The sequence below is a fragment of the Flavobacterium lacisediminis genome (assembly GCF_025909975.1).
GTDB lineage: Bacteria > Bacteroidota > Bacteroidia > Flavobacteriales > Flavobacteriaceae > Flavobacterium > Flavobacterium lacisediminis.
Genome location: NZ_JAPCIO010000003.1, coordinates 286,690 through 299,744, shown reverse-complemented (window position 1 = coordinate 299,744; position 13,055 = coordinate 286,690). Strand labels below are relative to the sequence as shown.

The 13,055-nt window shown below is 31.2% G+C and carries 12 protein-coding genes; 8 read left to right on the top strand and 4 right to left on the bottom strand.

All coding sequences use genetic code 11. The features are described 5' to 3' along the window. Positions 1–20: 20 nt before the first annotated feature. The 3 genes from OJ995_RS06550 to OJ995_RS06540 all read right to left on the bottom strand — a co-directional run bounded on the left by OJ995_RS06550 (position 21) and on the right by OJ995_RS06540 (position 2,626). On the bottom strand, positions 21–1,442 hold the full coding sequence (locus tag OJ995_RS06550; RefSeq protein ID WP_264368703.1) for an SDR family oxidoreductase: 1,422 nt from the start codon (positions 1,440–1,442) through the stop codon (positions 21–23). Between the two features lie 28 nt (positions 1,443–1,470). Then, on the bottom strand, positions 1,471–2,094 hold the full coding sequence (locus OJ995_RS06545) for a MarC family NAAT transporter (protein ID WP_264368702.1): 624 nt from the start codon (positions 2,092–2,094) through the stop codon (positions 1,471–1,473). Positions 2,095–2,194: 100 nt separating this feature from the next. Next, positions 2,195–2,626 (bottom strand): hypothetical protein, encoded by a 432-nt coding sequence (locus OJ995_RS06540; RefSeq protein WP_264368701.1) that lies wholly within the window; start codon positions 2,624–2,626, stop codon positions 2,195–2,197. Between the two features lie 102 nt (positions 2,627–2,728). On the opposite strand from OJ995_RS06540, the gene OJ995_RS06535 reads away from it, so the two are divergent. Then, entirely contained in the window at positions 2,729–3,085 is a 357-nt protein-coding gene (locus OJ995_RS06535) for a CoA-binding protein (RefSeq protein ID WP_264368700.1), read from the top strand. On the opposite strand, the gene OJ995_RS06530 is transcribed toward OJ995_RS06535, so the two are convergent. Next, entirely contained in the window at positions 3,082–4,578 is a 1,497-nt protein-coding gene (locus tag OJ995_RS06530) for a sodium:solute symporter (RefSeq protein WP_264368699.1), read from the bottom strand. The two genes, OJ995_RS06535 and OJ995_RS06530, sit on opposite strands and share 4 nt — an antisense overlap. 140 nt (positions 4,579–4,718) lie before the next feature. Here OJ995_RS06530 and recR point away from each other — a divergent pair, with 140 nt between their 5' ends. The 7 genes from recR (at position 4,719) to OJ995_RS06495 (ending at position 13,042) form a co-directional block, all read left to right on the top strand. Continuing rightward, positions 4,719–5,339 (top strand): recombination mediator RecR, encoded by a 621-nt coding sequence (recR, locus tag OJ995_RS06525; RefSeq protein ID WP_264368698.1) that lies wholly within the window; start codon positions 4,719–4,721, stop codon positions 5,337–5,339. Positions 5,340–5,474: 135 nt separating this feature from the next. After that, positions 5,475–6,269 carry a polysaccharide biosynthesis/export family protein gene (locus OJ995_RS06520; RefSeq protein ID WP_264368697.1) on the top strand — a complete coding sequence of 265 codons (795 nt, stop codon included), beginning with the start codon at positions 5,475–5,477 and terminating at the stop codon, positions 6,267–6,269. A gap of 5 nt (positions 6,270–6,274) precedes the next feature. After that, positions 6,275–8,746 (top strand): exopolysaccharide transport family protein, encoded by a 2,472-nt coding sequence (locus OJ995_RS06515; protein WP_264368696.1) that lies wholly within the window; start codon positions 6,275–6,277, stop codon positions 8,744–8,746. Positions 8,747–8,768: 22 nt separating this feature from the next. Then, positions 8,769–9,752, top strand: a complete 984-nt coding sequence (locus OJ995_RS06510) for an SDR family oxidoreductase (RefSeq protein ID WP_264368695.1) — start codon at positions 8,769–8,771, stop codon at positions 9,750–9,752. Between the two features lie 8 nt (positions 9,753–9,760). Beyond that, positions 9,761–11,155, top strand: coding sequence for a UDP-glucose 6-dehydrogenase (locus OJ995_RS06505; protein WP_264368765.1), 1,395 nt, complete (start codon positions 9,761–9,763; stop codon positions 11,153–11,155). Continuing rightward, positions 11,155–12,432, top strand: coding sequence for a nucleotide sugar dehydrogenase (locus OJ995_RS06500; protein WP_264368694.1), 1,278 nt, complete (start codon positions 11,155–11,157; stop codon positions 12,430–12,432). The genes OJ995_RS06505 and OJ995_RS06500 overlap by 1 nt, the downstream gene beginning before the upstream one ends. Before the next feature lie 7 nt (positions 12,433–12,439). Beyond that, positions 12,440–13,042, top strand: coding sequence for a sugar transferase (locus tag OJ995_RS06495; RefSeq protein WP_284698674.1), 603 nt, complete (start codon positions 12,440–12,442; stop codon positions 13,040–13,042). The last annotated feature ends 13 nt before the right edge of the window (positions 13,043–13,055 follow it).

Genomic DNA, 13,055 nt, shown 5'->3' with positions numbered 1-13,055 from the left:
AATCAGAATTTGGGATTTTTTTATTTGGTAATATTTTTAATCATGCCTCCAAAAATAAAAAAATGAAAAGGAACTAAACTGTACCAATATAGTCGCCCTAATAATCCTTTAGGTCTAAAAGTTGCAATTTGATGGAGTTTGTTTTCGTTGTCTATTCTAAATTCTAGCCAAGCCTCTCCAGGTAATCGCATTTCGGCATAAAGAAGTAATCTTTTTTCTTCTTTGTTGGCTACTAAAACACGCCAAAAGTCAAGTGCGTCTCCATTGTCTAAATGAGTTGGATGTGTTCGGCCTCTTCTCAAACCTACACCGCCAAAAAGTTTATCTAAAATACCACGGATTTTCCACATCCAATTTCCGTAATACCAACCTTTATCACCACCTATAGACCAAATATTATCAAGCGTTTTTTCAACATTGGTTACCGATTTTATTTTATGATCTTTCAAACATCCATAAGTAGGAATTTGAATAAATTCAGAAAAATTTTCATTAAATCGGCTACTTACTAAACTATCTTTCCAGCTAGAAATAACGAGATTTTGTTCCATTTTTAAAAATGCCAATTTTATAGCTTCAACATAAGTAATGGGTTTTATTTCTAATGCTTTTTGAAGATTATTATTTTGGCAAACGACTTCCATTTTCATACTATCAACTAGGTTTACAGCTAATTTATAAGATGTTGAAGTTACAAAATACAACCAATAAGAAGAAAGCTTTGGCGACATTACAGGAAGTGTAAAAATCCAAAGTTTGATGCCTCTTGTTTTGGAATACAAAAGCATCATTTCTTTGTACGTAATCACATTAGGCCCGCCAATATCGTAGGATTTATTATAATGTTCTTCCTTAAGTAAAACTCCAGTTAAATAATGAATAACATCGCGAATTGCAATAGGTTGACATTTTGTTAAAACCCATTTTGGAGTAATCATTATAGGCAATTTTTCACACAAATCTCGAATAATTTCAAATGATGAACTTCCAGAACCTACAATAATTCCCGCACGAAGGACAGTGGTATTGAAATTACCTTCAAATAATATATCCTCAACGTTTTTTCTTGATTGTAAGTGTTTGGAAAGTTCGGAGTTGTTGACTATTCCACTCAAATAAATAACTTGCTTAACGCCAATTTCGTTCATGTACAAATTGAAATTGTGAGCTGATTTTCCTTCCATAACATCAAAATCGGAAGTAGAAGATGTCATGGAGTGGATTAAATAATAAGCTACATCAATCTTTTTAGGAAGATTGTTTAGGTTTATTGGGTGTAAGAAATCAACTTCCCAAATGGTAATTCTTTCTTGAGTGGTTTTGTCTAATCCAAGTCGGTTTTTATCACGAACACAACAAATTACCTCATGACCTTGAGATAGAAGTTCTGGGAGTAATCTTCGTCCCACATAACCGTTAGAACCTGTTAATAAAATTCGCATTTTTTATTAAAGGTACAAAAGGAAACTTTTAAATACCTCTAACAATAGTTAAAATAGCACTTATAATGTATTGAATACCAATTGCAATTGTTAAGAAACCAATGATTCTAGATATTGCTACGATTCCAGACGAACCTAACATTTTAGCTAAAAAATGTGCACTGCGGAGTACTAAATAAATTGTAGCAGCAACAACAGTAATTGAAATCGTTGAAATTATAATTTCAGATGTAGTATTGTGTTCTTGATAATAGGCAATAAGTAATGAAATTGAACCTGGTCCCGCTAACATAGGCATAGCTAGAGGTGTTAAGGCAATATGTGTTCTGTTTTGTACTTCTTTTTGCACTTTTTTGTTGATTCCTTTGTTTTTACTGAAGTTTCCATTTAATAATCCAAATCCAGAACTAGTAATAATGATTCCTCCTGCAATTCGTAAAGCTGTAATCGTGATCCCAAAAAAGCTTAATACGTATTGTCCTATAAAAAATGAAATCAGCAAGATGATTAGAACGTTAAGACTTGTAATTAATGAAACTTTAGCTCTTTCAGCACTCGTGTAGCCTTCGGTTAAAGCAACAAAAATAGGAACTGTTCCAATAGGATTTAATACTGAGAATAAAGCGGCGAATAAATAAATGAATAATTCCATCGTAAAATTTTTACAAATATAGTACAAGGTAATTATTTTATTTTTGATTCAAAAAAAAATCTAGATTACTTTTAAGTTTAGAAAACGTAAGCTAAAACAATTAGTAAACATCTAGAGGAGAATAGTAGGTGTTTTTCTCTTTTTCCAATTCAAGCTTATTTATGAATTTTTGAACTCCTTTGCTGTTTTTTGAACAATCAACACTAATATAATGTTGGTCTATATGAAAAGTAATCGAGTTTCCAGGTTTAAATAGTACTAACTTGTAATAAGGAATAACTAATGAATATACATCTAATCTTGATTGAAAACCAATTATAATTCCTTTTGGGCGCAATTCAATATTACAGAATTTTACAGTGTTATTTACATGTAATAAATCATAAATAGCAGCACTGCATCGAGTGATGAATAATTTTGGAGAGCCTATTCCGCCTTTTTTAAGGTTTTCAATTAAAGAATAAGATTTGCCTACTAATTCATTGATTTCTCTTTCAATTTTTGGGTCTTTGTATGAAATATTGTAAAGCATTTTTGTTTAAAATTACTTCAAATTTCTTTTCCAATTCAGACTTTAGCAAATTTTTATTATTTGTTTATTTATTCGTAACTTTAGCTTGTAAAATATATAATCATGAAAACATTAGTAATAGGAGCTTCCACAAATAAAGAACGTTATTCTTATAAAGCCATTCATAATTTAGTAGATAAAAGTCATCAAGTGGTGGCAATTGGAGCCAAAAAAGGAATGGCGTTTGATATTCCAATTGAAACAGAGAAACTAGATTTTCATGCGGTTGATACTGTGACTTTATATCTCAATCCAAAAGCACAACAAGACTATTACGACTATATTTTATCGTTAAAACCAAGACGCGTTATTTTTAATCCAGGAACTGAAAACCCTGAATTTTATAAAATATTGGAAACAAATAATATTCAGTATGAAGTAGCTTGTACTTTGGTATTATTGGCAACCAATCAATATTAAAATTTAGTTTGACTTGTAGCAGGTTTACTGATTAACAACAATCCAATAAACGTTATGATTCCGTTTACAATGATTAGTTCATTGTCAATTACGTAATCTCCAAAAAGAGCCGCTGAATTTTTTGCTAATAAAAAGCAAACTAATGGAGAAATTATACAGATAATTGGAACTAATTTATCGTGAACGGTTTTTGATTTCATAAACAATCCAAAAGCATATAATCCTAAAAGTGGACCATACGTGTAACTAGCAACTTTGAAAATCATGGTTACTACCGATTTGTCATTCAATGAATTAAAAATGATAATCACTAAAAACATCAATAATGAAAAGGCAACATGTACCAAGTGACGTGTTCTAACTACATTAGGCTTGTTTTGATTTTCTGCTTTATCCATTCCTAAGAAATCAACACAAAAAGAAGTAGTTAAAGCAGTTAAAGCCGAATCAGTTGTGGCAAAAGTGGCGGCGGTCAATCCTAATAAGAAAACAACTGCTGGAATAATATTCAAATGATTGAAAGCAATTTCAGGAAATAACAAATCCGTACGTTTTACACCATCTACCATAGGAACCGAAATGCCGTTTTTCTCGGCATATAAATAAAGTAAAGCACCAACACTTAAAAAGAAAATGTTGATAATTACAAAGATTCCGGTAAACGTAAACATGTTTTTTTGCGCTTCGCCAATGTTTTTGCAACTTAGATTCTTTTGCATTAAATCTTGGTCTAATCCTACCATGGCAATGGTTACAAAGATTCCGCCTAAAATTTGTTTCACAACATAGTTTCCTTTCAAATAATCCTCATAAAAGAAAACTTTAGAATAATTGCTGTTTTTTACGGCTTCAAAAGCTTCGGTAAAACTATAATCCAAGCTGTTACAAATAAAAATAATCGTCAAAAATACCGATGATACTAAGAAAAAGGTTTGTAAAGTATCGGTAATAATAATCGTTTTTAATCCGCCACGATAGGTGTAAGCAAATATTAAGGCTAATGAGATTAAAACCGTCACTGCAAACGGAATGTTGTATTCGTCAAAAACAAAACGTTGCAACACAATTACCACTAAATACAAGCGAAAAGCCGAACCAATAGTTCTACTAATCAAGAAAATAGTGGCTGCTGTTTTGTAACTTACAACACCTAATCGTTGCTCAATATAACTATAAATCGAAGTCAAATTCATTCGATAATAAAGTGGAAGTAAGACAGTTGCGATAATGATAAAACCTATCGCATTTCCTAATACAAATTGGAAATATTTAAACTGCAAATCAGGATTTCCGACTTCACCCGGAACAGATATAAAGGTAACACCAGAAAGTGCAGTTCCAATCATACCAAAAGCAACTAAATACCATTTTGCGTTTTTATTCGCCTTAAAAAAAGCATCGTTACTGCTGTCTTTTTTACTTACAAAATTGGATATAAGAATAAGAATTCCGAAATAAATAATAATGATAGCTAAAATAGTTCCTGAAGACATAGATTGGTTTTTATTTGCGCTAAAATAGGAAAAAGATAGAAGTTTGAAGCGAGAAGTCAAAAGAAAATTCTTTTGTAATTATTTTTGGGAAACTCCTAACTCCCAACTTCTATCTCCTAACTTTTTTTTACTTTTGTTAAATGGAATTGCCTTCAAAATTATTAGAAAATGCGGTTAACGAAATGTCTCAATTACCAGGAATTGGTAAAAGAACGGCATTACGATTGGTTTTGCATTTATTAAAACAACCTGCAGAACAGACAGAAATATTGTCTTCAGCTTTAACAGCCATGCGTAATGATATTCAATATTGTAAAGAATGCAACACCATTTCAGATGCAGATGTTTGCGGAATTTGTTCCAATTCTTCCCGTGATAAGACGATTATTTGTGTAGTGGAAGATGTTCGTGATGTTATGGCGTTAGAAAATACAGGAATGTTTAAAGGGGTTTATCATGTACTTGGTGGAAAAATTTCGCCTATTGAAGGTGTCGGTCCAAGTCAATTAAAAATTACGGCATTAGTTGACAAAGTAAAAGAAGGTAATGTTTCTGAAATTATTTTTGCATTAAGTTCCACTATGGAAGGAGATACTACTAATTTTTATATTTACAGACAGATTAAAGAATATCAAGTTAAAACATCAACTATTGCAAGAGGAATTGCTGTTGGTGATGAATTGGAGTATGCAGACGAGGTAACTTTAGGTAGAAGTTTGTTAAATAGAATTCCATTTGAAACTTCAATTAAGCCATATTGACAAAATTTTAATCAAAAATCAGGAATAACTTCTTTATTTTAATTGTAAAAACTATATTTGTTACCTAATTTAGTGTGGTTTGCTTTTTAAATACTTTTATTTATAAATTGCAAACAGTATCAGTATAGTTTACTCATGAAAAAAATAGTTTTTTTGGCCTTATTTACGGTTTTACTAACTTCTTGTATTTCTACTAAGGATTTAACGTATTTACAGCCTAATGCCACAACAAAATCGGATTCCATTAAAGTTTCTCAAGAGGTTTCAAAGCCTTACAGGATTCAAACAAATGATGTAATAAGTATTTCTATTAAAGCATTGGATCAAAAGTTGGTGGATATGTTTTCTACATCTTCTGGTGGCTCTGGTCAAACTCAAAAATCACCGCAAAGTTTATATTTCGATGGATATACTGTTGATGATCATGGAAACATTAGAGTGCCTATTTTAGGGGAATTAAATGTATTAGGTTATACAACAGATGAAGTAAGGCAAAAAGTTGAAAAACAATTGTTAGAAGATTACTTTAAAAAAGAAGCTAATATTTTTGTTACGGTTAAACTAGCAGGATTACGATATACTATCAATGGAGAAATTAATAGCCCAGGAATGGGAGTGTTGTATCAAGATCGTGCAACAATAATGGAAGCTATTGCTAATTCAGGTGATATTAATATCACTGGTAATCGTAAAGATGTGCAGATTATCAGAAAGTTTGCACACGGTTTTGAAACATATAGTATTGATTTAACGGATGCTAATGCGGTAAATTCACCATATTTTTATATTCAACCTAATGATTATATCATTATAAAACCTTTGAAGCAAAAATCTTGGGGAACTGGAGTTACCGGAATGCAATCAGTTGCAACAATAATGACAGCTATTTCTTTAATTACAACATTATTAGTGTTGTCTAAAACATTGTAATTGATATGCTAGATACTAAAGATTTTAATTTTTTCGAATCACAAAATTCGTTTGATTTCAAAGGATTTCTATTGAAAATTGTGGGATATTGGAAATGGTTTGTGTTGTCATTAATAATTTCTTTTACAATTGCTTATAATGTTAATATAAGAAAAGAAAGTGTTTATGGAATGGAGTCTTTAATTGTTGTAGAAGATGAAAATAATCCTTTCTTTACTTCTAATACTAGTTTGGTTTTTAATTGGGGAGGTACATCTGATAAAGTTCAAACTATTATTACAACTTTAAAGTCTAGATCACATAATGAAATAGTAGTAGATAAATTACAATATTATATTCAGTATTTGAAGCAAGGAGAGTATTATTTTCAAGATGCCTACGGAGAAGTTCCATTTTATGTAGATATTGATAAATCAAGAGGTCAATTATTTGGACAACTTATAAAAATTAAATTTCTTTCTCCTTCCCTTTATGAATTAAGTGTAGATTTTGGTCAAGCTACATCAGCTTCTTTGATTCAATATTCTGATTTAACAGTTAAGCCTGTAAATGTTTCTGGAGGGGAATATAAAAAGACATTTAAAATAAACGAATTAGTTGATTTGCCATTTTTATATTTTAAATTAAATATAAAACCGGAAGCATTTGATTATATTAATCAAGAATATTATTTGCGTTTTGACGACTTTAATGGTACAGTTGCTTCTTATAGAGGAATAGATGTAAGTGCAGACGCAAAAGCTTTATCTGTTGTGCGTTTGCAATTAGATGGAAATAATAAATATAGGTTAGTAGAGTATTTAAATACTACTGTTGATGTTTTGAGAAAAGTTCAGTTGGATAGTAAAAATCAGTTCGCTAATAATACAATAGTTTTTATTGATAGTACCTTGAAAGAAATGGAGGGTCAAATCAAAGAAGCAGAGAATGAATTGAAGGAATTTAGAAAAGGTAAAAACTTTTTTGAATTGGATGTGGAGAGCGGAGGAAGTATTTTAAGTACAAAATTATCTGAATTTGATATTCAAAAAGATGGAGTTAATAGAAAAATAGCATACTATAATCTTTTGAAAAACTATTTAGATAAAACTACTGATTATGCTAAATTACCTGCACCAGCAGTTGCTGGTATTGATGATCCAAATATTATTGGAAATGTATCAAAATTAATTCAACTTTCTACTGAACGTGCTAATATGTCATATTCAGTTAAAAATAAAAAATTATTTTCTGACTTTGATGTTGAGATGGAATCTATTAAAAAAGTATTGCTTGAAAATATTTCAAGTGCTAAAAGTGCTCTTTCTTTAGATTTATCAATGTTAAACAAAAATATTGCTAAAGCAGAAGGAGAAGCGAGTTTATTGCCAGAAAATAAGCAAGAACATATTAAAATTACCAGAAAGTACAATTTAAAGGATAAGATATACGGCACTTTTTTAGAAAAAAGAAGTGAAGCAGAAATCGTAAAAGCCGCAAATATTTCTGATATTAAATTTTTGGATCCTGCAAAAGATGTTGGTGGAGGATTAAGAGGTCCTAAAACAAGTATCAATTATATTTTAGCAGCAATGTTAGGTTTTTTATTACCTCTATTGGTAATATTTGTTATGGTATTGCTTGATAATAGTATAAATACAACCGAAGATATTAGAAAACTAACTGCGATACCAGTAATTGGAGTTATTGGTAAGAAAAACACTGAAAACAATCTATCTGTTTTTGAAAAGCCTAAATCTCCATTAGCCGAGTCATTTAGAGCTATACGTTCTTCGTTGCAGTTTATGTACAAAAAACAACAAAAAGAAGGGGCGAAAATTTTAATGTTAACATCTTCAGTAAGTGGTGAAGGAAAAACATTTTGTTCTATCAATTTAGCAACTGTTTTTGCGCTGAGCGATAAAAAAACCGTAATTGTAGGTTTGGATTTAAGAAAACCAAGAATTTTCGGAGATTTTAATATTGATAATATTACTGGAGTAGTAAATTACTTAATTGGGCAAAAAACAATTGATGAAGTAATTCAAAAAACACATATTCCTAATTTAGATGTTATTCCGTCAGGACCAATACCACCAAATCCTTCAGAATTATTGATGAGTGAAGCAATGGGTGAAATGATTCAAGACTTAAAAACAAAATACGATTATATTGTATTGGATACACCTCCAGTTGGATTAGTTTCTGATGCTCTAGAGTTGGCCCATTTTTGCGATGCTACATTGTATGTTACTAGACAAGGTTTTACTAAGAAAGGTATGTTAAATGTTGTTAATGATAAACACAAAAGAGGTGAATTAAATAACATTAGTATAGTGTTTAATGGTTTTGAAAACAAAGCTAAATACGGTTATGGATATGGTTATGGCTATGGTTATGGTTACGGATATGGAGCTTATGGAGAAGCTTATCATGATGAAGTAAAACCTAAATCGGGATGGAGAAAAGTTTTAGATAAGTTTCAGAAAAATAGTTAACAACTATTCTTAAGCGTTATAAATGACAAAAATTGTAAACAAAAAAATACTTATTACAGGTGGTGCAGGATTTATCGGTTCCAATCTTTGTTCGTATTTTTTAGAAAATAATGAGGTAGTTTGTTTGGATAATTTTTCCACAGGATATCGTCACAACATTGTGTCATTTTTATCAAATCCAAATTTTACTTTAATAGAGGGCGATATTAGAAATATTGAAACTTGTAAACAAGCGGTTTTTGGAGTAGATTATGTGTTACATCAAGCAGCTTTAGGAAGTGTTCCTCGTTCAATCAATGATCCTATTACTTCGAATGATGTTAATGTTTCGGGGTTTTTAAATATGTTAGTAGCTGCTCGAGAAGCTAATGTAAAAAGGTTTATTTATGCAGCTAGTTCTTCTACTTATGGAGATTCAGAATCATTGCCTAAAATGGAAGATATTATAGGAAAACCTCTTTCTCCTTATGCAGTAACTAAGTATGTCAATGAATTATATGCCGATGTATTTAGTAAAACCTACGGGATTGAAACTATCGGATTAAGATATTTTAATGTTTTTGGAAGAAATCAAGATCCAAATGGTGCTTATGCAGCAGTAATACCTAAATTTGTAGCCCAATTTCTGAATTATGAAAGTCCTATAATTAATGGTGACGGTAATTATTCTCGCGATTTTACTTATATTGATAATGTAATTCAAATGAATGAATTGGCAATGTTGACTGAAAATTCAAATGCTATTAATACAGTTTATAATACCGCTTTTGGAGAAAGAACAACTTTAAATGAATTAGTAAATTCGTTAAAAGAGTTTTTGTCAGCATATGATAAAGAAATAGCTAATGTTCCAATTATTTATGGACAAAATAGAATAGGTGATATACCTCATTCATTGGCAAGTATAGACAAAGCAAAAGAATTACTAAATTATAGTCCTAAATTTTCAATGAAAGAAGGCTTGAAAGAGGCGGTAAATTGGTATTGGAATAATTTAAAAAAATAAAAGATAATATAATGATTAAAAATATCTGTTGTATCGGTGCAGGATATGTTGGCGGACCAACGATGGCAGTTATTGCTCAAAAATGTCCTCATATAAAAGTCACTGTTGTTGATTTAAATGAAAAAAGAATTTCAGCGTGGAATGATAAAGATGTTAATAATATTCCTATATATGAGCCAGGATTAAGTAATGTAGTGGCTGAGGCTAGAGGAAGAAATTTATTCTTTTCAACTGAAGTTGATAAAGCAATTGATGAAGCAGATATGATTTTTATTTCGGTGAATACGCCAACTAAAACTTATGGTGTAGGAAAAGGAATGGCAGCCGATTTAAAATACATTGAGTTGTGTGCGCGACAAATAGCACGTGTTTCAAAAACAGATAAAATTGTAGTTGAAAAATCGACTTTGCCTGTGCGTACTGCGCAAGCTATTAAAGATATTTTAGAGCATACGGGTAATGGCGTAAATTTCCAAATTTTATCTAATCCTGAATTCTTAGCAGAAGGAACTGCTATTGAAGATTTGTTTGCTCCAGACCGAGTTTTAATTGGAGGAGATGTTACATTGGAAGGTCAAAAAGCAATTCAAGCTTTGGTTGATATTTATGCTAATTGGGTTCCAAAGGATAGAATTTTAACTACTAATGTTTGGTCATCGGAATTGTCTAAATTAACGGCAAATGCTTTCTTAGCGCAACGTGTTTCTTCTATTAATGCATTGAGTGAGTTGTGTGAAAAAACAGGTGCTGACGTTAACGAAGTAGCAAGAGCTATTGGTATGGATAGTCGTATTGGTTCAAAATTCTTGAAATCTTCTGTTGGTTTTGGTGGTTCTTGTTTTCAAAAAGATATTTTGAATTTAGTTTATATTGCCAAATCCTATGGATTAAATGAAGTGGCAGATTATTGGGAGCAAGTGATTATCATGAATGACCACCAAAAAAGACGTTTCGCAAAAAATATTATCAAAACGTTATACAATACGGTTTCGGGTAAAAAAATTGCTTTCTTAGGATGGGCATTCAAAAAAGATACTAACGACACAAGAGAATCTGCAGCTATTTATGTAGCAGATGATTTGTTAAGTGAGCAAGCTACAATAGCTGTTTTTGATCCAAAAGTAGAGGAAGATCAAATTCAATTCGATTTGAATTATTTAGAAACGCGTTCAGAAGAAGCTAATAATAAAGGAGTTCAAGTAGCTTCTAGTGCTTATGACGCTTGTAAAAATGCACATGCAATTGCAGTATTGACAGAATGGGACGAATTTAAAACTTACGATTGGCAAAAAATATATGATAATATGTTGAAGCCTGCCTTCGTTTTTGATGGAAGAAATATATTAGACAAACAAGCTTTAGAAAAAATTGGTTTTGTATACCAAGGAATAGGGTCGAGATAATGAGTGTAAAAATTGCAATAATAGGTTTAGGATATGTTGGTTTGCCATTGGCAAGGCTTTTTGCTACAAAATATGCTGTAGTTGGTTTCGATATCAATCAACAACGTATTTCTGAATTGAATCAGGGAATTGATTTAACATTGGAAGTAGAAGAAGCGTTGTTAAAATCGGTTTTGGTTGCTCAATCTTCTAGTGAAAATGGATTGTATTGTTCTAATCAATTAACGGATATTGCAGATTGCAATTATTATATTGTAACAGTTCCAACACCTGTTGACAAACACAATAAACCCGATTTAACGCCACTTTATAAGGCTAGTGAAACGGTTGCAAAAGTCTTGAAAAAGGGAGATATAGTAATTTATGAATCGACGGTCTATCCTGGTGTAACTGAAGATGAATGTGTGCCAGTTTTAGAAAAATTATCGGGATTAAAATTCAATGAAGATTTTTTTGCAGGTTATTCACCAGAGCGAATAAATCCAGGAGACAAGGAACATACTGTTGAAAAAATATTAAAAGTAACCGCAGGTTCTACTCCAGAGATTGGGAAAAAAGTTGATGCTTTATATAATAGTGTGGTAACTGCTGGAACACATTTAGCACCAACTATTAAAGTAGCGGAAGCAGCAAAAGTAATTGAAAATTCACAACGAGATATTAATATTGCTTTTGTTAACGAATTGGCTAAGATTTTCAATATTTTAGAAATTGACACACAAGCAGTTTTAGAGGCTGCTGGGACCAAATGGAATTTTCTTCCATTTAAACCAGGTTTGGTAGGTGGACATTGTATCGGAGTAGATCCTTATTACTTAGCACAAAAAGCTTTAGAAGCAGGCTATCATCCTGAAATTATTTTAGCGGGTCGTCGTATGAATGATAGTATGGGAGAATATGTAGCTTCGCAAGTGGTGAAGTTGATGATTAAAAAAGAAATCGTACTTCATGAAGCACAACTATTACTTTTAGGAGTGACTTTCAAGGAAAATTGCCCTGACGTTCGAAACACGAAAATAGTTGATATTGTTCACGCTTTAAAAGAATACGGAATCCATATCACTATTTATGACCCATGGGCAAAACCAGAAGAAGTAAAACATGAATATGGTATTGAAACAACTCAGAAATTACCTGATTCTAAATTTGATGCGGTTGTTTTAGGCGTTTCTCATAAAGAATTTGCAACAATAGATATTGCTTCATTAACTAAAACTGCTAATGTAGTATATGATGTTAAAGGATTTTTGAAGGGAAAAGTGGATGGGCGATTATAACTAATTTATGTATCAAAATGGAATAAAAATAGTGCTAGATAAAATAGTCGCATTGATGGCTTTTTTGTTTGTAAGTCCTATTTTTATTATAGTTGTTTCGATACTTTTTTTCTACCAAAAGAAAGTTTTCTTTATTCAAACTCGAGTAGGTAAAGATCAAAAACGATTTTTTATTTATAAATTCCAAACTATGTCTGATGAACGTGATTCTAATGGGAAATTATTGCCAGATGATGATCGTATTTCATCCTTTGGAAAATTTCTTAGAGCTACATCCTTAGATGAATTGCCACAACTTATCAATGTATTGAAAGGGAATATGAGTCTAGTTGGTCCAAGACCTTTGTTGACGGATTATGCCCATTTATATTCCGATTACCAAAATAAAAGACATCAAGTGTTACCTGGAATCACGGGTTATGTTCAAGTAAAAGGGCGAAATGCTTTAACTTGGGAAGAACGTTTTGACTTAGATGTATATTATGTGCAACATATTTCTTTTCTTTTTGACTGTAAAATACTATTTTTAACTTTTATTACCCTTTTTGATTTCAAAAAAAGCCGTCCACAAAACGGAATTTCAATCGAACCTTTTGAAGGGCAATGGTAATTAGTAGAAAGCA